Genomic DNA, 22,779 nt, shown 5'->3' on the forward strand with positions numbered 1-22,779 from the left:
ACGTCGTCGAGCAGGCCTTCGCCCTGCTCCACCAGTTCAAACGGCTCGCCGTCCGCTGGGAACGCCGCACAGAACTCCACGACGCCTTCGTCTCCCTCGCCTGCAGCCTCATCTGCTGGCGACGCCTTAACAAGCCCGACTCATGATCCTGTTACGAGCTCTAAGGACGCGTCCGAAGCGTGGTCGGTCTTCGTCTACGAGAGCGACGAAGGGGAGTTCCTGGAGTACGCCGTGTCGTTCGGCGACTGGATGCTGGCGTATCTGCGGGGCGAGGACGTGGGTGTCTGCTCGCGAAACTTCGCTCCCCAGGGTCCCTTCTTCCAGCCCATCGGCTGACCCGCCGCCCTCCGCTTACGCGGCCCCGACGGCCTCGTCCTTCAAGGCGCTGACGAACGACGACCAGGCCAAGGCCGTGACGGTGAGGACCGGGCCGCTCGGGACCTTGGAGTCGCGGACGGGGACGACGCCGGTGTGGGCGTCGCACACCTCGACGCAGTTGCCGCCGTCGCCGTTGCTGTACGTGCTTTTGCGCCAGGCGGCCGTGCCCGGGAACGCCTCCGCGACCTCGACGCAGTTGCCGCCGTCGCCATTGCTGTAAGTGCTCTTGCGCCAGACGGCGGTGTTCAAGTCAATGCTGATGCTTGCCATTTCGAACATCCTCAGCCGCTTCCTCGATCATGGCGAGGGACGCCTCCGGCGGCAGTGCGGCGGCCCTGAGCCGATCGTATGCCTTGCGGTACTGCTTCACGAGGGCCGGATCGTCGATGGTGTCCCCGCTGTACTGCGCCTCCGTGTAGATCAGGGGCGGGGCGTCGGGGAAGGTCATGACCATGGCTGTGCCCAGCATCAGGGGGTGCGGTCCGCAGTTCCACGGAAGGATCTGGGGAACGATCCGGCGGCGACGTGCCAGGGCCGCGATGCGTTCCAGTTGTTCGGCCGTCTCTTCCGGGGGAAGGATCGGCTGGCACAGCAGGGATTCGGGCAGGATTGCCCAGTACTCCGGGCTCTTGTGGTTGTCCTCGAAGAGGCGGGCCCGTGCCATCCGGGCGCTGACCTTCTCCTCCACCTCCTCGTCCGGGGCCAGCGGGTGCGCCGACCGCACCACCGCCCGCGCGTACGCGTCCGTCTGCAACAGTCCCGGGATCAGCGTCGGGCACCACTCCTCGATGGTCTCCGCGTGCTTCTCCGCCTCCAGCACCCGCTCGAAGTACCGCGCGTGCCCCCGCCGCCTCGCATTCCGTACGTCCTCGCACCGGCGCTGGAAGAACCCGTCCGTGCCGAGCACCTTGTCCACGTGCGCGGCCAGTTCCGCCGGCATCCGGCGCTCGCCGCGTTCGATCTCGCTGAGGTGGCTGGGGCCGTAGAAGCTGCCCTCGACCAGCTGGGTGAGCGTGAGCCCGGCCTCCTCCCGTTTCCACCGCAACTCCTTGCCGTAGAAGGTCGGAACGCTCGCCGATCCGTCGATGTTCTTGCGCTGCCCCATCGCTCACCGCCCTTGGTGCCGTTGCCGCCCGTTCCCCGGTCATTACCAACCCCGCCTCGCATACGTGCAGTTCAGGGCCGGGAGCCCGAACCTCTTTCACGGTACGCGGACCGGCGGCAGGCTGTGAGCAGTTCGTCACACAGCGCACTGGAAGGTGTGAACCCATGCACGACCAGCCCGACGCCCAGGACTCCGTCGAGGAGCTGCGGGCCGCGCTCGCCGCCCACGGCATCACGCTCCCGTCCCTCGGCGTCGACCTCCCGACCTTCGCCGCCCGCTACCCGAACCGGCCGCTGATCGCGCTGGGCAACTGCAACGTCCTCACCGCGCGTGCCCTGACCGCCGCCCTGCACAAGGGAGTTGCGTCATGCGATCACTCCTGACGCTGGAGCTGCTCGCCACCCCGGCCGCCGTGTCCGGCGTGCGCCGCGCGCTCCGGGAGTACGGCGCCGACCTCCAGCTCTGCGCGAGCGAACTCGTCACCAACGTGATCCGCCACCTCGGTGAGGGCGTCCCCGTCACCGTCCAGGTGTCCTGCGACGGCGGCCGTACGCGCCTGGAGGTCACCGACCCCGACCCCCGGGTCCGGCCGGTCCTCTGCAAGGCCGCCGATGACGACGAGTCGGGCCGGGGCCTCGCGCTGCTCGACGCGCTGACCCTGCGGTGGGGGGTGGCGCAGGGCCCCGGCAGCAAGACCGTGTGGTGCGAGCTTGCGCGCCGGCCGTCGCACGAGGCAGTCGGTGCCCCGGTCGTTCTCGACGGTGCGGTAGCCGACGTGCGGGCGGTGGCCGCCGGCAAGCGGAACGGGGAGCAGGGGCCAGTCGGCGTGTTCGTGCAGGGACGCCGGCCGTCACTCTGAACGGGTCCGTTGGGTGGTCCCCCTGGCGGACGCGTAAGACCGCAACGGCCTGCCGGTGCGCCGGGTTGTCGGGAATGTCCGTCGGGGTGATCGCGGACCGGGCACTGCTGTACAGTCCGCGCGCCCGGCCCGCCGTGACGTAAGGAAAAAGGTCCATGCGCGCTCACCCCAGACGCACCGCCCTGCTCGTCCTCCCGCTCGCGCTCGCGCTGGCCGCGTGTGGCAGGGAGGCGGAGGAGCCGGCCGGGGCGGAGGGCCCGGAGACGGTGGCGACGTCGTCCCCCGCGCCCGAGCCGTCCGAGGCGCCCGAGTCTCCGGAGGACTTCCTCGACCTCGCCGGGAAGGCGATGGAGGAGGAGTTCGCCTGGGCCTTCTCCGTGGCGGGCGAGGAGGGGCTGACGCTCCAGGGGCAGAAGAACGCCGCGACCTACGAGGGCACCGTTCAGCGCGGCATGGGGACGGCGACGCTGCACTCGCAGGGCGTCAGCACCAGCAGCAAGGGCAAGAAGAAGACCGAGGAGCTCTACGTCATCGGGGACGCGGGCTATCTGAAGGAGGGCGGGGCCGCCTGGAAGGCCGTCTCCGCGGCCGACCCCGAGATGCGGAACAAGGCCGAGGACCCGATCGCGGTCGTCCAGGAGTTCCGGATCTACGCGCAGGCCGCCGGCGGCGACGTGAAGGTGACCGAGACGAAGGACGGCACGGTCGAACTCCGCGTCGTGAGCGGCAAGCAGAAGCTGAGCGCCGTCCAGGGCCGGGCGTGGGCGAAGAAGGCGAAGCGCGAGTTCGACCCCACGGCTGCCCAGCTCCGCACGGCGGGCGTCCCGGTGGAGGACGGGCAGTTGACGCTCTCCGGCCTGGAGGAGGTGCTGGTCCTGGACGCGAAGACGTACCGGATCAAGAGCCACCGCCTCGACTTCGGCTTCCTGATTCCGTACAACGGCCAGGACATCGCCTTCGAGCAGCAGGTCACCGAGACGAACCAGGGCCCGTACGAGGGGAAGATCGAGCTCCCGGCGGGCGTGCGCTGACGTGGAGATCGTTCCGCTCACCGGAGTGTCCGGCGCGGCCTTCGGGCAGTCACGCGCCTTGGTGCGGGCGGTGCGCGGCGCACCCGACTCCGCGTTCCGGCGGGGGGCCGACGCGCCGCTGACGGACCTGTACGCCGACGAGTCCTTCGTGTTCTTCGAGTACGACGACGCCGATCTGCTGCACGCGATCGAGATCGCCTCTCCCGGCCCTGCCACCCTGCACGGGGTGGGGCTGCTCGGGCGGCCCGAGGAGGATGTCGTCGAGGAACTCCGCGACGCCGGGCACGAGGTGGTGGCCGAGGAGGAGGCGGGGAGCATCGGGTGGTCGCTGCCCGCCCTCGGCGTCACGCTGGGCGGGACGGCGCAGGCCGCGGACGGGTTCGAGAGCGTGCGGTTCCGTGGCGTGCCCACGACACAGGACGCCTTCGAGTTCTTCGAGGGCCCTGACGGCCCGGCGGGCGGGGGAGAACGGGCGGTGGTCCCGCACAAGGGCATCGGCCCGGTCCGGCTCGGCGCGGGCCGCGACGCGGTGCGGCGGCTGCTGGGCGGCGGCATCGGCTCCGTACCGGAGTTCGGCGCTGCCTTTCAGGACACGTTCTTCTGCGGCGTGGTCGTCTCGTACGACGCGGACGAGACCGTCGTACGGATCGCCTTCACGGGGCGTACGTCCGTCGACCACGACGGCGTGACGCTGCTGGGGCGTCCGCGACGGGACGTACGGGCGCAGGCTGCGGAAGCGGGGCTGCGGGTGGTCGACCGGGAAGCGGAACTGGTCTTCCCCGACGCGGGCTTCGGCGTGCTGACCGCACGAGACGACGACGGCCTGCTCACGACGGCCGTCGTCCTGCCCGCGTCGGCCGGGGCCCCGGGACCGGTTGCTGCCGGCCGACGGTGAGGGCCCCGCTCGGGTGGGCCGGCGGGGCTTGCGTCGCCCGCGAACCGTCCGCCCGCGCCGACAGCCGAGCGTCATGGAGAAGGCGGCGCCCTAGGATCGGGCCATGCTGCACGCGATCGGGCCGTCCGTCGGTGCGATCCTTGCCGCGGTACCGGGCCTTGCGCCTTACGCCCGGCCGACGGTCGTCGTCCATCCCAAGACCCACCGCTTCGAGTTCGGCTTCCTCGTCCCGCGCAACGGCGGGCAGATCGCGTCTGGGCAGGAGGTGCGCCAGGAGGGCGAGGGCACCCACGAAGGGGAGATCGAGCTTCCCCGCGGGGTGGCCTGAGCGCATCGGTGGGGCCAAGCCTGTCGCTGGGCCCCGCCGCCGCACGGTCGCCTGACCGGCGCCATCGTCCTCAGCGGCGCGCCATCAGCCCTGAACGGCGTGCCTTCGATGCGCCCGGGCGTCAGGCGACCTGCTCCGGGGTGACGACGAACCAGCGCTTGTCGGCGGTCACCTTCAGGCCGGCCGCGCGCTGCGCCTCGGCGCCTTCCTGCTGCATCTTCTCGATCTGCTTCAGGTACTTGTCCTTGCGGTTGACCCAGACCCGCGCGCCGCCGTTCTCCACATCCAGGGAGTGGAACAGCATCGGGCCGTCGCTCACCGGAGTGTCGCCCGCAACGAGAATGGGCTTGCGCCATTCGTCAATGTACTCGTTGATCGCGGCGGGCTTGCCGTTGTACCAGGTCAGCGGAGCCCACAGGCGCGGGGTCAGCTCCCAGTCGGCGAGCTCGGCCCGGTCGTAGTCGCCCGCGGCGATCTGCTTGCGGGCGGTGGTGACTTCGTCGGTCTCGCGGTTCTGAAGCTGCATCGTGACGCCGATGACGTTCTCCGGCTTGACGCCGTATCCGTACTTCGGGTCGGCCAGGACCATCCGCACGAGCTCCTCGCTCGCTGCGCTGACGACGTACACCTCGATGCCGTTGTCCCGCAGGGCCTTGTAGAGCTCCTGCATGCCGGTGCGCAGCTCCGGCGGCTCGACCTCGGTCGGGGTCGGCCTGCCGTCGTGGTCGTACTCCGCCGGGATCGGCTTGCCGTACGCCATCAGGTCATCGACGTGGCCCTTGAGTTCCTTCAGCGTGAAGCCGGAGAAGATCTGGGCGACCCAGGGGTAGCACACCTGGTCGTCGATCTCGCACAGCCGGAGGTAGTAGCTGTACAGGCTCTCTTGGTGATCCGCCGTGTCCTTGAAGGGGATGATCTTCAAGGACGGGTCCATCGTCGCGCGTGTCAGCACGCCCTTCATCTCCAGGAAGGGCAGCAGCGACTCCTCCAGGTCGTGGTGGTACGTGGTGTTGTCGGCGTCGAAGACCGCGTACCGGCCCCGGTTGGCGTTCTTGTCGATGAGCTTGCCCAACTCGGCGGCGATGGGGCGGGGCCAGTGTTTCAGCTGGACCGAGGCATGCCCGCCCGTCTCCGCAGCCGTGGCCTCACCGCGGGGCCACAGCGTGGTGGTGCCGACGATCAACGCTCCGACCAGCGCGATCACCGCCGCGACCCGTGTCGGTCGAACCTTGGTCATCACGCGGCGCAGCCGCCTGTCAGAAACCTTCGGCATATTGCCCGTTCCTCCGTTCCGCGCGGACTGTCCTGGGCGACGCAAAGATCGCTCAGCGTAGCGGTGCAGGAAACGCGTTGCCAATAGTGCAACACTCGCGGAAAGAGGGATGTTCGGTACGAGGACGCATTGATCACGGCGGGCCGTCCGCCGTGGCCCGGCCGTAGAGCGCGCGTGGTGGTCGGGACGGAAGCCCGTGGTCCGGCGACGTACTGCGTGTGACTGGCAGCACCGCGGCCATCCGCGTCCGTAATGTCCGTCGCCTGGCCATCCGGCCCCTGGGCCCGGTATAACCGGGCCGCCTTGCCGCGTGGCCTTGCTCCGCCGCGCCGTTCCGACGAACCGAGGATTCCCTTCGTGCTGCGCTCTTCCCGTACGTCTGCGTCCCGTAGGTACGCGTCCGTGCTGGCCGTCATCAGCTCGATGACTCTCGTGTCGGCCTGCGGAGGGCAGGAGGAACCGGCCGGTTCCGCGGCCTCCGTCGCGCCCGGTGCGAGCCACGGGGAGCACGAGGCGGGGGACGCGACCGCGTCGGCGAGCCCGTCCGCCTCGGCCTCCGCGTCCGCGTCGCCGTCCGCCTCGGCGTCGCCCTCGGCCTCCGCGTCCGCCTCCGGCAAGGCGTCCGGCAGCGCGGCCCCCAAGGCCACGGCCGAGGGCGCCAAGGGCAGCGGATCCGGCGAGCAGACGGCCGTGCCCTCCGCGCCGGACTTCCCCGTGCCCGTGAACGTCGGCAACGCGACCCAGGTCATCACGGTCAAGGCCAGCGGCTCGTACGCCACGGTCACCGCGTGGCAGAAGAAATCGGCGGGCTGGAAGGCGCAGTTCTCCACGAGCGCGGGCCGGGTCGGGTCGAACGGCGTGACCGACGGCGCCACGCGCAGGCAGAGCACGTACACCACGCCCACCGGGACCTACACGATCACCGAGGGTTTCGGCGTCGAGTCGAGCGGCACCGCGATGCCGTACACGAAGGTGAACGACAGTCACTGGTGGGTGCAGGACCCCGAGTCGAAGTACTACAACCAGATGCACACGGCCGAGGGCGCGGACTTCCCGCTCACCGAGTCCGGTGAGCGCGGCAGCGAGCACCTGATCAACTACCCGACGCAGTACGCCAAGGCGCTGGTCGTCAACTTCAACCGCTGGCCGGCCGTCCCGGGCCGCGGCGCGGGCATCTTCCTGCACGTCAACGGCAAGGGCGCGACGGCCGGCTGCGTGTCGGTGCCGCGTGCGACGATGGATCAGTTCATGGGGTGGGTCAAGCCGTCGGCGAACCCGCGGATCGCGATCGGCTGACGCATGCCGGGGCGCGGCCCGCGAGCCGCGCCCCGCTCAGGTGCCGCCCCGCCGCTAGCCGTTCAGCCAGTCGCCCGGGATCGCCTCCCGGACCGCGTCCAGCGCTTCCTCCGTACGGCCCCGGGCCATGAGCCACGCCCCGGCGTCGGCGCGCAGCAGCACGTCGTCGCGCAGGAACCAGCGGATGCCCGGCTCCTCCCCCTTGGGGTACGGCGGGAACGGCAGCCGCGCACCGTGCTGTTCGAGCTCCTCCAGGTCCTCCTCCGCCAGAGCGTCCAGGAAGTCCACGAGGCCGTCGGGCGCGTGCAGCGACTCCGAGAGGACGATCTCGACGAACGCGAGCGAGGTGCGGTCCAGCCAGTCCTCCCACTTCTCCCTGCTCTTGTCGGCCAGGTCGGGGCGCATGCGCACCGGCGGGTCGTCCTGGTCCAGGTCCCTGAGCAGGACGCCCCAGCGCGCGGCGCCCTGGTTCTCGTCGCGGAAGACGAGCGCCTCGCCCGTCTCGTCGACGTCGAGTTCGTCCGGGGCGCGCAGGGTGTCGTGGTTGCCGGTGAGGTCCTCACGCCGGCCGAGCAGGGCGTACGCCTCGCGCAGCGCGGCGGGCAGCCGCAGCCCGAGGCGCTCCTCGGCGGCGGCGAGCTCGGCATCGGACCACCCGTCGCCGGCGCCGAGCGGCCGGTCGGTCCAGTCGGCGGCGAAGCCCGCGACGAACTCCCAGGCGGCCCGGCGGTCTTCGACGGCCGCCGCCAGCGACCGGACGAGGTCGAACTCCTGTGTCATGCCACGACCCTATCGGCGGGGGCGGACAGGCCCGGATCGGCGGATCGCCCGGCGCTCGCCCGGTCCGGGCGCGGTGGCCGTCAGGTGGCCGGTGCGTGAGGAACACGTGGGCGCGCGGCGTGTCGGGCGCCGACTTGCGTATCGAATCGATTACGGATCGAGAGCCGTGCTCATCGCCCTGAACGGCCCGGGCAGGGGCGGAATGAAGGACGACCGGGGCCGCCACCCCCCACAGGAGAGGCCCCGGTCGTCGCTTCGGACGGGGTCGCAGTGGTACCCCGCACTACTCTCAGCGCCGTGCGTGCGTTTTCTGTCACACCGCGCTGCATTGTTAGGTTGTTGCTGCTTGTACTAGGCATGGACGTGCACCCGGACGACGACGTAGCGTGCTGGTTCGCGCAGGGTGGCGCGGCAGTGGTGACCAGCTGCGATTCAGACAGGTTGAGGTAGTGCTGGGGGACGACGCGGAGTTGACCGCCGCTGTGCTCGCGGCTCAGGACGGGGACGAAGGCGCCTTCCGGACTGTGTACCGCACCGTGCACCCGCGGCTGATCGGCTATGTGCGCACGCTCGTCGGTGAGACGGACGCCGAGGACGTCGCGTCCGAGGCGTGGCTGCAGATCGCACGGGATCTCGACCGCTTCACCGGCGACGCCGACCGGTTCCGGGGCTGGGCCGCCCGCATCGCCCGCAACCGCGCGCTCGACCACATACGGATGCGCGGCCGCCGGCCCGCCGTCGGCGGCGACGAGACCGAGCTGACGGGCAAGCCCGCCGATTCCGACACCGTCGCCGAGGCGATGGAGTCGATCACCACCAGCAGCACCATGGCGCTGATCGCCCAGCTGCCGCAGGACCAGGCCGAGGCCGTCGTCCTGCGGGTCGTCGTCGGGCTCGACGCGAAGAGCGCCGCGCAGACGCTCGGCAAGCGCCCCGGCGCCGTACGCACCGCAGCGCACCGCGGGCTGAAGCGGCTCGCCGAACTGCTTCACGAGGGTGGTCACTTCGGCGATCCCGGGGCGAAACCGCAGGTGGTCGACGGTCGTCCGGGCGGTACCGCCGAGGAAGGAGCCGTTCCGGATCTCGACGGAGTGCCCCCGCAGCGCGGTCGCCGCCCTGACGCGACCACGCCGGCCGGTGTGACGCAATCCCGCGCGCGGACGCAGAAGGACATGTGATGGCCGACGAGCGGTACGAGTGGCTTGACAGGGAAGCGGCGGAGCGGCTGTTGCGCGGTGAACCTGTCGAGGCCCACGACGAACACGCCCGTATGCAGGCCGCACGGCTCTTCGAGGTCCTGGATGGCGCCGCAGATCCCGGATATCGCCACGACGACGGAGAGCTGCCCGGCGAGGCGGCCGCCATGGCCGCGTTCCGCAAGGCCAGGGCCGATGCGGCGGCACCCGCGGGTGACTTCCTCGGTGCGGTACAGGTGACCCGGCCCGCCGTACCGGTCTCCGGGCTGCGCTTCGGCCGCCCGGTGCGCGTCGGGCTCGCCGCCGCGGTGGCCGCCTTCGCGCTCGGCGGCGTGGCGGTCGCGGCCGGTACGGGCGTGCTGCCCACTCCCTTCGGCGGTGACGAGCGTCCGCTGCCCGCCTCCTCCGTCTCCGCCGCCGAGACGCCCGGCCCCCTGGCGTCGGACCCGCCCGGCACGACCGCGGGCGCGTCCTCGCCTCCCCACGTCACCACGCCCCCGGCGCCACCGACGCTCAGCGGCGACCCCGGCGGCCCGTCCTCGGGCACCGGCGACCCGGCGGTCTCCGGCGGCCCGGCAGGCAGCGGGCGGGTCACACCGGACAAGGGCGCCCAGGACCGGGAGGCCGAGCTGCGCCGCGAGTCCGTCGAGGCGTGCAAGGACTACCGCAACGACACCCTCACCCCCGAGGGCAAGGAGCGCCTGGAGGAGCTGGCGAACGGCGCCAACGGCGTGAAGCGGTACTGCGAACGCCTGCTCGGCCCCGAGAAGCCCGCCGGCGGCGAGGGTGACGGCCAGGGCGACGGCGACGAGAAGGGCGGCGGCTCCGGTGACGGGGACGGCGAGGGCGAGGGCGAGAGCGACCGAGGCACGGGCGGTGAGGAGACCGGTGGCACCGGCCCCGGCGGCACCGGCTCCGGCAGCACCGCTCCCGTCGAGGTCCCGTCCGTCTCCTTCGTCCCGCAGGACCCGGCCACCGCGGTCCCGACTGCCTCCACGACCGGGGACAGCCCGGTGAGCCTGGCCGCGAACCACTTCTGACCTGCGGTTTTCCTCCCGCGCACAGGTGGTGTGACGTTTTTCCGGCCGGTGGCGCAGTATGAAGTGAGCCGACTGGTCATCGGCCGCGCGAAGAGCCGGGGTTCCCCCCGTACCCACGGCTCAGCGCACACGGCGCGGGCGGGACACGTTCCCCCGGTCCCGCCCGCGCCCTCTCTTCTCCGGCCGGATCCCCGGCCCCAGTCCCAGCCCTCGCTCGCGCGACGTCGCTCACCAGTAGATGACGACCTTGTCGCCCGTGCGTACCTGGTCGAACAGCGCGGCGATCTTTCCCTTGTCCCGGACGTTGACGCAGCCGTGCGAGGCGCCGTTGTAGCCGCGGGCCGCGAAGTCGGACGAGTAGTGGACCGCCTGGCCGCCGCTGAAGAACATCGCGTACGGCATGGGCGTGTGGTAGATCGTCGAGACGTGGTCCCGGGACTTCCAGCCCACGTTGAACGTGCCCTCGCGGGTCGGCGTGTACTGCGAACCGAAGCGGACGTCCATCGTCGACAGGACCTTGCCGTCGATCATCCAGGACAGCGTGCGGGTGGTCTTGCTGATGCACAGCACGCGGCCCGTCATGCAGCGCGGGTCCAGCTTCGCCTTCGGCTTCTCGACCTCCTTGCCGTCCAGCTCGTCGCGGGTCGGCTTCGTCGTCATGCCGAGCAGCTTCCGCCAGGTCACCTCGTCCGTGCTGCCGGTGGCGGGCAGGCCGCGCTTGCCCTGGAAGCCCTTGACGGCCGTGGTGGTGAGCGGTCCGTACGACCCGGTGGGCTTGTCGTCGAACCAGCCGATCTGCGCCAGCCTGGCCTGCAGTTCGCGCACCTGCTCGCCCTTGGCGCCCGCGGCCATGAGGACCTTGGGCGCGGGAGCGGAGGAGCTGTGCGACGCCGAGGGCGTCGTGGACGGCTCCGGCGACGCCGACGGTGCGGCGGACGCGGGTGCCGCGCTCGGCGTGGCGGTGGCCTGCGGCTTCTTGGTCGCGGCCTGGGCCGTGCAGCCGGCCGTCACCGCGGCAACGGCCATCGCGGCCGCCGCGGCCAGCACTCTGACCGCAACGTTCTTCTTGAGCATGATCGCCCCCCTGGCGTGATCGCCCTCTTCGTCCTTGCGCCTGGTGAGACAGATCCGCTTCCCGCCCGGTTGCGCGATCCCGCGCATCATGGGGGTAACAGTTGGGGGACGAGGACGACACAGCGGGCTGTGAGGAAGGTCCCAGCGCGGGGCACTCCACGCGTCACAGGCTCACCGCTACAGTCCGTCGCGAGAGTGGTTACCAGCCAGTAGCAGCGAAGGGCCGGCAGCTCCGGACGTTCCCGGCGGCTCCGGACGTTCTAGCGGGAGGCACAGTCACATGGCGCGCGAGTCCGAGTCGGGACTGCCCATCGAGCCGGTCTACGGGCCGGCGGACCTGGCGGGCTGGGACCCGGCCGAGAAACTGGGCGAGCCCGGTGCGTACCCCTTCACGCGCGGCGTCTACCCGACGATGTACACCGGCCGGCCCTGGACGATGCGCCAGTACGCGGGCTTCGGCACGGCCGTCGAGTCCAACGCCCGCTACAAGGAGCTCATCGCCCACGGCACGATGGGCCTGTCCGTCGCCTTCGACCTGCCGACCCAGATGGGCCACGACTCCGACGCCCCCGTCGCGCACGGCGAGGTCGGCAAGGTCGGCGTCGCGATCGACTCGATCGACGACATGCGCGTGCTGTTCGGCGGGATTCCGCTGGACAAGGTCTCCACGTCGATGACGATCAACGCCCCCGCCGCGCTGCTCCTGCTGCTGTACCAACTGGTGGGCGAGGAGCAGGGCGTCCCCGCGGACAAGCTGACCGGCACGATCCAGAACGACGTGCTCAAGGAGTACATCGCCCGCGGCACGTACATCTTCCCGCCGAAGCCCTCGCTGCGGCTGATCGCCGACATCTTCAAGTACTGCAAGGCCGAGATCCCGAAGTGGAACACCATCTCGATCTCCGGCTACCACATGGCCGAGGCCGGTGCCTCGCCCGCGCAGGAGATCGCGTTCACCCTCGCCGACGGCATCGAGTACGTCCGTACCGCCGTCGCCGCGGGCATGGACGTCGACGACTTCGCGCCCCGCCTGTCGTTCTTCTTCGTCGCGCGGACGACGATCCTCGAGGAGGTCGCCAAGTTCCGGGCGGCGCGCCGCATCTGGGCGCGGGTGATGAAGGAGGAGTTCGGCGCGAAGAACCCCAAGTCGCTGATGCTGCGCTTCCACACGCAGACGGCCGGGGTGCAGCTCACCGCCCAGCAGCCGGAGGTCAACCTGGTCCGCGTCGCGGTGCAGGGCCTCGCGGCGGTCATGGGCGGTACGCAGTCGCTCCACACCAACTCCTTCGACGAGGCCATCGCCCTGCCGACCGACAAGAGCGCCCGCCTCGCGCTGCGCACCCAGCAGGTCCTCGCGTACGAGACGGACGTGACCGCCACCGTCGACCCGTTCGCCGGCTCTTACGTGGTCGAGAAGATGACGGACGACGTCGAAGCGGCGGCACTCGCCCTCATGCAGCGCGTCGAGGACCTGGGCGGCGCGGTCAACGCCATCGAGCGCGGCTTCCAGAAGAACGAGATCGAGCGCAGCGCCTACCGCATCGCGCAGGAGACCGACTCGGGCGAGCGCGTCGTCGTCGGCGTCAACCGCTTCACGCTGGACGCCGAGGAGCCGTACGAGCCGCTGCGCGTCGACCCGGCGATCGAGGCCCAGCAGGCCGAGCGGCTCGCCAGGCTGCGCGCCGAGCGCGACCAGAGCGCGGTCGACGAGGCGCTCGCCGCGCTGAAGAAGGCCGCCGAGGGCACGGAGAACGTGCTCTACCCGATGAAGGAGGCGCTCAGGGCGCGCGCCACGGTGGGCGAGGTGTGCAACGCGCTGCGGGAGGTGTGGGGCACGTACGTCCCGTCGGACGTGTTCTGAGCTTCCGTTTCCTTCTGACCTCCCGTTTCCGGATCTTCCGGCATACGAAACACAGAGGCGGAGTGTCGCACCCACGTGCGACACTCCGCCTCATGCTGGGTGTCACCGATCTGCCGACCTATCTCGCCGGGCTCGTCCTCATCATCCTTCTGCCGGGGCCGAACTCGCTGTACGTGCTGTCCGTCGCCGCCCGCAAGGGCACCCGGACCGGATACAAGGCCGCGGCCGGTGTCTTCACCGGCGACACGATCCTCATGACGCTCGCCGCCCTCGGCGCGGCCTCGCTGCTGCAGACCACGCCCCTGCTCTTCATGATCGTCAAGTACGCGGGCGCGGGCTATCTGACGTGGATGGCGATCGGCATGCTGCGCGCGGCGTGGCGCATGTGGCGTGCCCGCGGCGAGCTGTCCGTGGACGGCGAGGACGCGGCGCCGGCGACCGGCCCGTCGGAGAACCCGTACCGCCGCGCGCTGATCATCAGCCTGTTCAACCCGAAGGCGATCCTCTTCCTGATCTCCTTCTTCGTGCAGTTCGTCGACCCGTCGTACGCGTACCCGGCCGTGTCCTTCCTGGTCCTCGGCACGCTCCTCCAGCTGAGCAGCTTCCTGTACCTGACGACCCTGATCTTCGGCGGCAGCCGGCTGGCCACCGCCTTCCGCCGCCGCAGGCGGCTCTCGGCCGGCGCGACGTCGGCGGCGGGCGCGCTGTTCCTGGGCTTCGCGGTGAAGCTGTCGCTCAGCAGCGCGTGATCGCTTCTGCGGGGTAGGCCTTTCCCCATCCCGCCCCTTCCCGAAACTCGGGCTCGGCCCCAGGCCCCGGTGCCCGCGCTCCGCGCGGTGACCTCAATCTCCTCCTGGGCTTCGCCCCGGGGGACCCCAGACGGGCTGCAATGCGGCCCTGCTGGTGGCGCCTCCCACGGCTGCCAGACCGGCGGGGGAGATTGAGGCGCTGCGGGGGCACCCCACGCCCGCAGGGCGTAGAGGGCGGGTCCGGGGGCAGCGTCCCCGAACATCGCCCGGAGGGCGGTATCCGGGGCTTGCCCCTGTCGCGGGGCTGCCTCCCACGGCCGCCAGGCCGTCGGTGGGGATTGAGGCGCTGGCGTCACCCCACGCCCGCAGGGCGTGGGGTGACGGGTCCGGGGCCGCGGGCAGCGCCCGCGGCCCCACCCGGAGGGCTGTATCCGGGCCTTACCCCCGTACGGGGGGCCACCTCCCCACGGCCGCCAGGGCGTCGCAAGAGTTTGAGGCGCTGGGGTCATCCCACGCCCGCAGGGGCGTAGGGGGCCGGGTCCCGGGGCAGCGCCCCCGAACACCGCCTGGAGGGCGCTGGGGTCCGGGCTTGCCCCGGTTACGGATTGGGGTGCCTCCCATGGCCGCCAGGCCGTTGGTGTAATTTGAGGCGCTGGGGGCCACCCCACGCCGGCAGTGCGCAGCGGGCGGCCCCAGGGCGCACCCCCCGACACCGCCCGGAGCGCAGACCGGCGGGCCCAAGCTTGCCCCGGTGACGGGATGGGCTCCCACGGCCGCCAAGCCGCAGGGGCAGGGCGGGCAGGGGAACAGCCCGCCGCAGGCGCCACGCGCCCCCCGTCAGCTCAGGGCGCGCTTCAGGCGGCGGGCGCGGCGGACCACGCGGCGGACCGCCGCGTGGCGGGGGACCGGGAGGCCGCCCGGCAGGCCCAGTACCGTCAGGCGGCGGCGCTTGAAGTAGCGCACCGTCGACCCGTCGAGCGCCGTGCTCAGGAACCGTTCCGCCGCCGGCCGCAGATCCGCGCGGATCTGCGGCTGCATCGCGAAGCCCACCGCGCTCAGTAGTCCGGTCAGCCGCTCGTCCGCCTCCGCCGGCGCACCGGCCTTGCCCTCCGCGAGGTTCGGGACCAGCGCGTCGACCACCGTCAGCGGCACGCGGTTGCTGTTCTGGTACGGAGTGAGCCGGTCCAGCAGCGGCTCCGTGCCAATCCGGGCGACGGGGATGCCGTAGAACGTGGCCGCCGTGAACAGCGCCGTCGAGAAGCAGCCCGCGACCAGGCCGGGCCGCAGCTGCCGGTAGAGCACCTCGGCGAGCAGCGGCCGGTCCACGACCGTGAGGTCGACGCCCAGCGACTCCGCCTCGCGCTCCAGCGTCCGGGTCCAGGACGCCGGGGCCGTCGGATGCGGTTTGAACACCACGTTCCGGTGGCCTAGTTCGACCGCGGCCCGCAGCATGCGCAGGTGCTGTGCCTCCTCCTCCGCGGGTGTGATGATGCCGAGCGCCGCCAGGTACTGGCCCAGCAGCAGCGCCGGGCCCTCCCCGACACCGGGTACGGCTTCCGGCACGACGTCCGACAGCTCCGCGACGATCTTGACGAACGCCTCGGTCGGCACGAGCTGCGGCTCGGCCCCGAACTCGGCCAGCAGCAGGGGCCGCAGACCCGGCACCAGGTCCAGGTGGAACAGCCGCCGCACGCGCTCCCCGACCAGCGGGTCGATCTTGTTGCGGGTGGGGCCGTAGCTCATCAGCCCGTCCGCGTACACGTCGAGCGTCGCGTCCGGGAAGAGCTGCGCGATCGACAGGGCGGGCGCGACCTGGATCGACTCGACGGCCAGCTCGATGCGGTCGTCGCCGAGGTCCCACAGCTGCCGCAGGTACCTCTCCCACAGGGGGATGTCGTCCGCGCGCGGCGTCCAGCCGCCGGGGTGGAAGGGGGAGATGGCGTCGTTCCACGACAGCACCCCGTCGAAGCGGCCGCGCAGCCGCTCGAAGCCGGGCATCTCGTCCAGGGACGGCGTGGTCTCGGGCGTGGTCGCGTTGTTCGCGACGAGCAGGAGCCGCCGGTCCGCGGTGGCGAAGCAGCCGCTGTCGATCGCGGCGGCCACGGTCGCCGCTCCGTAGAGGGAGGACGCGTAGAAGATCTGGGTCGTGGGCATCAGGCCGCCGCCTCCACGGTGAGCGGGGCGGGGCGGCGGCGCACCCGGCGGAGCCGGGAGGCGCGTTCGACGTCCATCGAGTCGAGTGCCTCGTTGAGAATGTCCTGCGGCATGCGCTTCAGGGCGGCGGCACTCATGGTGCGCAATTTCCGTGCCACGGCGGGCTCGAACCTTTCGATCGATCCCAAGTGGTGGGAAATGACGGCACAGTATGTACGGACGGCCTTCGGAAGAAGGCGATCGGCCTCCGGGTCGTTCGCCGTTTCATGGAGCACCTGGTCGAATGCCTTGATGAAATCGAGCTGCCGGATGTCGCCGATCTGTGTCAGCGACGAAGCGACTCCGCGCCGGTAGAAGATGCCGAGCCGGCTGATCGTCGCGAATGTCTCCGCCTCGCGGTGCAGCCGCCAGATCCAGGGCCGGTCCTCCGCCGTGCGCAGCCCGTGCGTGAAGTGCAGCAGCCCCCGGTCGACGAGCCTGCGGTGGTACATCCCGGCCCATGCGTAGGGGTAGTCGACGCCGGTGGAGCGGTCGGCGGGCAGGATCCAGTCGCGCGGCCGCAGCACCTCGCCGCGCCGGCCGACGGGCGCCCGGTGCACCTTGCGCTCGCGGCCCGTGCACTGGACGTGGTCCGTACGGACGAAGTCGACGCCGAGGCTCTCGTGGGCGGCGAGCAGCGCCGCGAAGTGCCCGGGCGCCAGCCAGTCGTCGCCGTCGAGGAAGGTGACGTACTCGCCGCGCGCGGCGTCCAGGCCGGTGTTGCGGGCGGTGGCGAGCCCGCCGTTCTGCTCATGTCTGATCAGGACAGCGCCCGGGACCGAGCGCTCCGCCCGCTCCAGGATCTCCGGAGTGCCGTCCGTCGAGCAGTCGTCGACGAGAAGGAACTCGAAGTCCTCGCGGGCGTTCGCCTGCAGGCTTTTCAGTGTGTCCGGGGCGTATGTCTGCACGTTGTAGAACGGCACGATGACGGAGAGCTTAACCACCCGCGCGACGCTAGGTCGCCACACGGCATTCGTATCGACTGCCGGAGGGATGGGAGGTGAACGCAGAGCGTCGACTTTGTTAACCGGCCCATTTCCGGGGTGACTGCCCCGTCCGTAGGTGCGCTGTTAACCCGTTGTTGCAGTCGAGTTGGGCCGTGAAACGAAATGCCTTCCTAGCGTCCTCGACGTGCCAACACGTACCAGCGAGGCCGTACGGGTAGCCGTACTCGCCGACTCCGACACCCGGTGGAAATGGGGTGCGCTCACCGCGCGCCGTATCGCCCCGAGCACCGCCGTGGAGCTGAGCGGATTCCTGTTGCGCGGCCGGGCCACGCCGACGCCCCGCCAGCTCGCCGAGGTGGGCGTGCAGGCCGACGCGATGCGCGAGGTGACGGGGAACGAGTTCCTGCGGGCGGTCAAGGACGGCGCGTACGACGTCGTCGTCCTCGCGCTCGTCGGCGGCGGCGTCCAGGCCATGCTGCACGGACTCGCCGCGCTGGGCCTGACGCGCCGGCCCGTCGTCGTCACCGGCTACGTGGGCGTCGTCTACGAGAAGCTCGCCGACGGCCTGCTGCTGCGCCACGGGGCGGACGTCGTCCTCGCCAACTCCCGCCACGACGCGGACCGTTTCCGCGCCGTGTACGAGGGAGTGGGCGCCGACGCCTCGGCCGTGACCGAGGCCGCGCTGCCCTTCCTCGGCGGCGCTCCGTACCGGCCGGAGGAGGGGCGCGACACCGTCGTCTTCGCCGCCCAGCCGTCCGTGCCGGACAGCCGCGCCGACCGTGCGTACCTGCTGCGCCGCCTCGTCGAGCATGCCCGGCTGCACCCGCGGCGCGAGGTGCTGCTCAAGCTCCGGTCCAAGCCGGGCGAGCACACCACGCACCTGGAGGAGCTGCCGTACCAGAAGCTCGCGGACCGGCTGCCGGGCGGACTGCCGTCCAACTTCCGCCTGGTCTACGGGAACATGGGCGAGGTCCTGGACCGCACGGATCTGTTGGTCACGGTCTCCTCGACCGCCGCGCTGGAGTCCCTGCACCGCCGCATCCCCACCGCGGTCCTCAGCGACCTCGGTGTGCGCGAGGTGCTCGGCAACCACCACTTCCTCGGCTCGGGCCTGCTGACGTCCTGGGACCGGCTGGACGGCGGCCACCGTCCCGAGCCCGACGCCGAGTGGCTGGCCCGTCAGGGCGTGGCCGCCGAAGGCTCGTACGAGAGCGCCTTCGACGAGGCCCGTGCGCGGGTCGCGAAGCTGCTGCTCGGCGACGGGCCGGGGCCGATCGCGCCGTACTACACGCCGAGCACGGCGCCGGGCTACCTGCCGAACATCCTCGCCCGCCACCACCTGGCCCCCGACGGCACCCCGCTGCCCGGCGCGGCCCCGAAGGCGGAGGTCACGGGCCTGCGTCGGGTGGTACGCGACGCGATCCGCGAGGCGGCACGCGGCGCCTACCGCCACGGCGTCCAGCGCGTGGCCCCGGTCATCCGCCGGATGGGCGAACTGTGACCCCGCCACTGCCCCCGCACGAAGCGGCCCCCAGCCGCCCGGCGTTCCCGGCGGGCCGTCCCACCGCGCCCGGCCGCGCCACCGCGTCCGCGGGGGGCCGCCCGACGAACCCGGGGCCGGTCGCCCCGGCCCGGCGCCTGACGGCTCCTGCCACCGGCCGCCCCACCGCTGCCGCCGGCGCGGCGGCGCCCGGCCACCCCGTGGCGCCCAGCCGTGCCGCATCCGTGGCGACTTCCACCGGCGGGGGAGCGGCGGCTCCGGCCACGGGCCGCCCCACTGCCGCCCGCACGGCGGACCGCGCCGCATCCGTGGCGATGGCCCCGGCCCGGTGCCTGGCGGCACCAGCCACCGGCCGTCCCACCGCTGCCGCCGGCACGGCGGACCGCCCCGTCCGCACGGCGGACCGCGCCAGCCGCCCGGTGCCCGCCGTGGCGGACCGCACGAGGCCCCCGCGGGGGCCGCACCGCACTCGTACTGTTCAGGAGCCCCGATGACCGTTCTCGCCGTGATCCCCGCCCGGGGCGGGTCCAAGGGCGTCCCGGCCAAGAACCTGGCGCCCGTCGCCGGTGTGCCGCTCGTCGCGCGGGCCGTGCGCGCCTGCCTGGACGCGCCGCTGGTGACCCACGTCGCCGTCTCCACGGACGACGCCGACATCGCCGCCGCCGCGCGCTCCGCGGGTGCCGAGGTCGTGCTGCGGCCCGCCGCCATCGCCGGTGACACCGCCACGAGCGAGTCCGCCGTCCTGCACGCCATGGACGCGCACGAGGCCGTGCACGGCGACCGCGTCGAGGTGGTGCTGCTCGTGCAGTGCACCAGCCCGTTCGTCGCCCGCGAGGACATCGAGGGCGTCGCCCGCGCAGTCGTCGAGGACGGCGCGGACAGCGCGGTGACCGTCGCCCCCTTCCACGGCTTCGTGTGGCGCGAGAGCGAGCCCGCCGACGGGCAGGCCGCCGGCTCCGGCCACGGCGTCAACCACGACGCGTCCTTCCGGCCCCGCCGCCAGGACCGTCCGCAGGACTTCCTGGAGACCGGTGCCGCGTACGCGATGAACGCCGCGGGCTTCCGCGAGGCCGGCCACCGGTTCTTCGGCCGCACCGCACTCGTACGCACCGATCCCGCCCGCGTCCTCGAGGTCGACGACCCGCACGACCTGGCCCGCGCGCGGGCGCTCGCGCCGCTGCTGGACGCCGCCGTGCTGCCCGCCCGCGAGGACGTCGACGCGGTCGTCCTGGACTTCGACGGCACCCAGACCGACGACCGGGTCCTCATCGACGCGGACGGCCGCGAGATCGTCGCCGTCCACCGCGGCGACGGCCTCGGCGTCTCCCACCTGCGCAGGGCCGGACTGGAGCTGCTGATCCTGTCCACCGAGCAGAACCCGGTCGTCGCCGCCCGCGCCCGCAAGCTCCAGGTCCCCGTCCTGCACGGCATCGACCGAAAGGACCTCGCCCTCAAGCAGTGGTGCGAGGAGAAGGGGATCGCGCCCGAGCGCGTCCTGTACGTCGGCAACGACGTCAACGACCTTCCGTGCTTCCACCTCGTCGGCTGGCCCGTGGCCGTCGCGAGCGCGCACGACTCCGTACGGGCCGCCGCGCGTGCCGTCACTGCCACGCCCGGCGGAGAGGGCGCGATCCGCGAGATCGCCGCCTGGCTCCTCGGCCCGCACCTCCACACCCCCGAAACCACCCCCCTGTCCCCCGAGAAGTAAGGAAATACCCCCCCATGAGCACCACCCGTCTGCGCACCCTCGGCAGCAAGACCGCCGGCCCCGGCCGTCCCGTCTACGTCACCGGCGAGATCGGCATCAACCACAACGGTGACCTGGAGAACGCGTTCAAGCTGATCGACGTGGCCGCCGACGCGGGCTGCGACGCGGTCAAGTTCCAGAAGCGCACGCCGGAGATCTGCACGCCGCGCGACCAGTGGGACATCGAGCGCGACACCCCCTGGGGCCGTATGACGTACATCGACTACCGCCACCGCGTCGAGTTCGGCGAGGATGAGTACCGCGCGATCGACGAGCACTGCAAGAAGCGCGGCATCGACTGGTTCGCGTCCCCGTGGGACACCGAGGCCGTCGCCTTCCTGGAGAAGTTCGACGTTCCGGCGCACAAGGTCGCCTCCGCCTCCCTCACGGACGACGAGCTGCTGCGCGCCCTGCGCGCCACCGGCCGCACGATCATCCTCTCGACGGGCATGTCCACCCCGAAGCAGATCCGCCACGCGGTCGAGGTCCTGGGCAGCGAGAACATCCTGCTCTGCCACGCCACCTCGACGTACCCGGCGAAGGCCGAGGAGCTCAACCTGCGCGTCATCAACACGCTGCAGGCCGAGTACCCGAACGTGCCGATCGGCTACTCCGGCCACGAGACCGGTCTGCAGACCACCCTCGCCGCCGTCGCCCTGGGCGCCACGTTCATCGAGCGCCACATCACCCTCGACCGCGCCATGTGGGGCTCCGACCAGGCCGCCTCCGTGGAGCCGCAGGGCCTGACCCGCCTCGTCCGCGACATCCGCGTCGTGGAGGAGTCGCTCGGCGACGGCGTCAAGAAGGTCTACGAGAGCGAGCTCGGCCCGATGAAGAAGCTGCGCCGCGTGGCCGGCGTCGTGGCCGAGGCGGACGACCGTGAGCCTGCCGCGGTCTGACGGCCCTGCCGTCACGGCGCTGCCGCTCCCGCCGCGCCGGGCCACTCGCGCCCGGCGCGGGGAGCGCGGGGTGTCCGCACGCACGGAGCGCACTGCGCGGTCCCTCACTCCCGCAGCGGCGCGACGCGCCCCGCACACCCGCGTGACCGCACAGGCCGCGCGGCCCGACGAGACCGCGCAAGCCGGTCAGGCGCGCGCGGCCGTACGAGTCGGCTGTGCGTCCGCGTACGTGCGAGCCACGCAGCGGCGCACGCCCGCAGCGGTGCGCGCCCCGCAGGCGCGCGCGGCCGTACGAGTCGGCTGTGCGTCCCGGTACGCACGAGCCACGCAGCGGCGCACGCCCGCAGCGGTGCGCGCCCCGCAGGCGCGCGCGGCCGTACAAGCCGGGCATGCGTGCCCGTACGCGCAAACCACCCGGCTGCGCACGCCCGCACAGCCGGGCCACGCACGCGCCGTGTGCTCCCCGCGGCGGCGCCCGGTGCACGCGGGCGTATCCATCCAGGCCCCCGGCTCCGCCGGGCGCGCCGATCCGGCATCACGAGGTGAAACCAGTGAATCTCGCGTTCGTCGAGAGCCCGGTCCAGCTCCTGAACGTCCTGGAGTGGGCCCACGCCGGTTCCGGTGCCGCCCCGACCGGTGACCCCGCGGCCGACCTCACCGTGGTCGTCCTGTCGCCCACCGACCCCATGTCGCGGGGCCAGCTGCGCCGCATGGCGGAGCTGGCCCGTGGCGAGGGGTTCACGGTCCGCTGGCAGGAGGCGCGCGGCGGGGCCGGCGCGCCCCTGCGGACCATCCGCGAACTGGGCCCGGCACTGCGCCGGGCCGAGCGGATCGTGATCGGGGACCCGTTCTCCCGCTACGTCCAGCTCCTGCTGACGCTCGTCGGCGGCAAGAACCTCACCGTGGTCGACGACGGCACGGCGACCATGGAGTTCGTCGCGCAGGTCGCCCGCGGCGAGCAGCTGGTGCGCTGGCACCGCCGCGGCGGCCGCCGCGGCCCGCGCGAGCTGGTGCTCGCACCGGTGACGTTCATGGCCCGGCGCAGGCTGAGCCCCTCCCGGACCCGTACGGTCGAGGTCTTCACCTCGATGCCCGTGGAGCCGACGCCCGGGGTCACCGTCACGGCGAACGACTTCGCCTGGACGCGGGAGCGCTTCGGGCCGCCGACCCTCACACGGGGCGCCGACATGGTCGGGACGTCCCTCGTGGAGACGGGCGTCGTGGACCTGGAGCAGTACCTGGACGCGGTCGCGACGCTGGCCCGCGCCCACGGCGCCACCCGCTACTTCGCCCACCGCCGGGAGAGCGCCGACAAGCTGCACCGGCTCGCCGCCGAGACGTGCCTGGAAGTGGTCCGCCCCGACCTTCCGCTGGAGCTGATCGCCCGCAGGGGCCCGATAGGCTCAACGGTGCTGAGTTTTCCTTCGACGGTCGTGCACACCCTTCCGCTGGCCCTCGCGGGCACGGGCATCAAGGTGGCGGTCTGCGACATCGCGCCGGAGTGGCTCAGGGCGAGCGCATCCCCGCGCGCGCAGGGATTCCTCGCGGTCGTCACGGGCACGGCCCGTGACGTGTACCGGCTGCCGGCGCCCGTGTGAAGGGGTGCGGCCGGCGCCCGGGACGGGAA

21 protein-coding genes are annotated in these 22,779 nt (G+C 72.1%); 14 read left to right on the plus strand and 7 right to left on the minus strand.

Annotation, left to right across the window (positions count from 1 at the left end; genetic code table 11):
* Positions 1 to 351: 351 nt before the first annotated feature.
* Together ACLB9X_RS24945 and ACLB9X_RS24950 are read right to left on the minus strand one after the other, a co-directional pair.
* Complete coding sequence (locus ACLB9X_RS24945; protein WP_410362624.1) at positions 352 to 648, minus strand: DUF397 domain-containing protein; 297 nt, start codon at positions 646 to 648, stop codon at positions 352 to 354.
* The gene (locus ACLB9X_RS24950; RefSeq protein WP_410362625.1) at positions 629 to 1,483 is read right to left on the minus strand and encodes a helix-turn-helix domain-containing protein; all 855 of its coding nucleotides are present in this window, start codon (positions 1,481 to 1,483) and stop codon (positions 629 to 631) included. Before ACLB9X_RS24950 ends, ACLB9X_RS24945 begins: the two co-directional genes overlap by 20 nt.
* A 164-nt stretch (positions 1,484 to 1,647) precedes the next feature.
* Here ACLB9X_RS24950 and ACLB9X_RS24955 point away from each other — a divergent pair, with 164 nt between their 5' ends.
* The 5 genes from ACLB9X_RS24955 to ACLB9X_RS24975 all read left to right on the plus strand — a co-directional run bounded on the left by ACLB9X_RS24955 (position 1,648) and on the right by ACLB9X_RS24975 (position 4,596).
* On the plus strand, positions 1,648 to 1,866 hold the full coding sequence (locus tag ACLB9X_RS24955) for a hypothetical protein (RefSeq protein WP_410362626.1): 219 nt from the start codon (positions 1,648 to 1,650) through the stop codon (positions 1,864 to 1,866).
* Entirely contained in the window at positions 1,851 to 2,342 is a 492-nt protein-coding gene (locus ACLB9X_RS24960; RefSeq protein ID WP_410362627.1) for an ATP-binding protein, read from the plus strand. Before ACLB9X_RS24955 ends, ACLB9X_RS24960 begins: the two co-directional genes overlap by 16 nt.
* A 155-nt stretch (positions 2,343 to 2,497) precedes the next feature.
* Positions 2,498 to 3,373: a hypothetical protein gene (locus ACLB9X_RS24965; RefSeq protein WP_410362628.1), complete on the plus strand. Its 876-nt coding sequence runs from the start codon at positions 2,498 to 2,500 to the stop codon at positions 3,371 to 3,373.
* Between the two features lies 1 nt (position 3,374).
* Positions 3,375 to 4,268, plus strand: coding sequence for a hypothetical protein (locus tag ACLB9X_RS24970; RefSeq protein ID WP_410362629.1), 894 nt, complete (start codon positions 3,375 to 3,377; stop codon positions 4,266 to 4,268).
* 103 nt (positions 4,269 to 4,371) lie between these two features.
* Positions 4,372 to 4,596, plus strand: a complete 225-nt coding sequence (locus tag ACLB9X_RS24975) for a hypothetical protein (protein ID WP_410362630.1) — start codon at positions 4,372 to 4,374, stop codon at positions 4,594 to 4,596.
* A gap of 121 nt (positions 4,597 to 4,717) precedes the next feature.
* On the opposite strand, the gene ACLB9X_RS24980 is transcribed toward ACLB9X_RS24975, so the two are convergent.
* Positions 4,718 to 5,869: a haloacid dehalogenase-like hydrolase gene (locus tag ACLB9X_RS24980; RefSeq protein ID WP_410362631.1), complete on the minus strand. Its 1,152-nt coding sequence runs from the start codon at positions 5,867 to 5,869 to the stop codon at positions 4,718 to 4,720.
* Between the two features lie 357 nt (positions 5,870 to 6,226).
* On the opposite strand from ACLB9X_RS24980, the gene ACLB9X_RS24985 reads away from it, so the two are divergent.
* Positions 6,227 to 7,165: a L,D-transpeptidase family protein gene (locus tag ACLB9X_RS24985; protein ID WP_410362632.1), complete on the plus strand. Its 939-nt coding sequence runs from the start codon at positions 6,227 to 6,229 to the stop codon at positions 7,163 to 7,165.
* Positions 7,166 to 7,219: 54 nt separating this feature from the next.
* Here ACLB9X_RS24985 and ACLB9X_RS24990 read toward each other — a convergent pair whose 3' ends face one another.
* Positions 7,220 to 7,945 carry an SMI1/KNR4 family protein gene (locus ACLB9X_RS24990; RefSeq protein WP_410362633.1) on the minus strand — a complete coding sequence of 242 codons (726 nt, stop codon included), beginning with the start codon at positions 7,943 to 7,945 and terminating at the stop codon, positions 7,220 to 7,222.
* A gap of 449 nt (positions 7,946 to 8,394) precedes the next feature.
* Between ACLB9X_RS24990 and ACLB9X_RS24995 the strand changes: the two genes are divergently transcribed.
* Positions 8,395 to 9,123, plus strand: a complete 729-nt coding sequence (locus ACLB9X_RS24995; RefSeq protein WP_410362634.1) for an RNA polymerase sigma factor — start codon at positions 8,395 to 8,397, stop codon at positions 9,121 to 9,123.
* Positions 9,123 to 10,181: a hypothetical protein gene (locus tag ACLB9X_RS25000; RefSeq protein ID WP_410362635.1), complete on the plus strand. Its 1,059-nt coding sequence runs from the start codon at positions 9,123 to 9,125 to the stop codon at positions 10,179 to 10,181. Before ACLB9X_RS24995 ends, ACLB9X_RS25000 begins: the two co-directional genes overlap by 1 nt.
* Before the next feature lie 228 nt (positions 10,182 to 10,409).
* Here the strand turns inward: ACLB9X_RS25000 and ACLB9X_RS25005 are convergent, their stop codons facing one another.
* Positions 10,410 to 11,255, minus strand: coding sequence for a L,D-transpeptidase family protein (locus ACLB9X_RS25005; protein WP_410362636.1), 846 nt, complete (start codon positions 11,253 to 11,255; stop codon positions 10,410 to 10,412).
* 280 nt (positions 11,256 to 11,535) lie between these two features.
* Between ACLB9X_RS25005 and ACLB9X_RS25010 the strand changes: the two genes are divergently transcribed.
* Positions 11,536 to 13,116 carry a methylmalonyl-CoA mutase gene (locus tag ACLB9X_RS25010; RefSeq protein WP_410362637.1) on the plus strand — a complete coding sequence of 527 codons (1,581 nt, stop codon included), beginning with the start codon at positions 11,536 to 11,538 and terminating at the stop codon, positions 13,114 to 13,116.
* 92 nt (positions 13,117 to 13,208) lie between these two features.
* The gene (gene leuE, locus ACLB9X_RS25015) at positions 13,209 to 13,865 is read left to right on the plus strand and encodes a leucine efflux protein LeuE (protein WP_410362638.1); all 657 of its coding nucleotides are present in this window, start codon (positions 13,209 to 13,211) and stop codon (positions 13,863 to 13,865) included.
* A gap of 837 nt (positions 13,866 to 14,702) precedes the next feature.
* Here the strand turns inward: leuE and ACLB9X_RS25020 are convergent.
* Complete coding sequence (locus ACLB9X_RS25020) at positions 14,703 to 16,019, minus strand: polysialyltransferase family glycosyltransferase (protein ID WP_410362639.1); 1,317 nt, start codon at positions 16,017 to 16,019, stop codon at positions 14,703 to 14,705.
* Positions 16,019 to 17,002: a glycosyltransferase family 2 protein gene (locus ACLB9X_RS25025; protein WP_410362640.1), complete on the minus strand. Its 984-nt coding sequence runs from the start codon at positions 17,000 to 17,002 to the stop codon at positions 16,019 to 16,021. The genes ACLB9X_RS25020 and ACLB9X_RS25025 overlap by 1 nt, the downstream gene beginning before the upstream one ends.
* Before the next feature lie 187 nt (positions 17,003 to 17,189).
* Here ACLB9X_RS25025 and ACLB9X_RS25030 point away from each other — a divergent pair, with 187 nt between their 5' ends.
* The 4 genes from ACLB9X_RS25030 (at position 17,190) to ACLB9X_RS25045 (ending at position 22,750) form a co-directional block, all read left to right on the plus strand.
* Positions 17,190 to 18,506 carry a DUF6716 putative glycosyltransferase gene (locus ACLB9X_RS25030; RefSeq protein ID WP_410362641.1) on the plus strand — a complete coding sequence of 439 codons (1,317 nt, stop codon included), beginning with the start codon at positions 17,190 to 17,192 and terminating at the stop codon, positions 18,504 to 18,506.
* 490 nt (positions 18,507 to 18,996) lie between these two features.
* The gene (locus ACLB9X_RS25035; protein ID WP_410362642.1) at positions 18,997 to 20,214 is read left to right on the plus strand and encodes a cytidylyltransferase domain-containing protein; all 1,218 of its coding nucleotides are present in this window, start codon (positions 18,997 to 18,999) and stop codon (positions 20,212 to 20,214) included.
* 14 nt (positions 20,215 to 20,228) lie between these two features.
* Positions 20,229 to 21,152 carry an N-acetylneuraminate synthase family protein gene (locus ACLB9X_RS25040; RefSeq protein ID WP_177153177.1) on the plus strand — a complete coding sequence of 308 codons (924 nt, stop codon included), beginning with the start codon at positions 20,229 to 20,231 and terminating at the stop codon, positions 21,150 to 21,152.
* Between the two features lie 551 nt (positions 21,153 to 21,703).
* Entirely contained in the window at positions 21,704 to 22,750 is a 1,047-nt protein-coding gene (locus tag ACLB9X_RS25045; protein WP_410362643.1) for a hypothetical protein, read from the plus strand.
* The last annotated feature ends 29 nt before the right edge of the window (positions 22,751 to 22,779 follow it).

Origin of the sequence: Streptomyces sp. 5K101 (assembly GCF_046506645.1) — a bacterium.
Classification (GTDB): domain Bacteria; phylum Actinomycetota; class Actinomycetes; order Streptomycetales; family Streptomycetaceae; genus Streptomyces.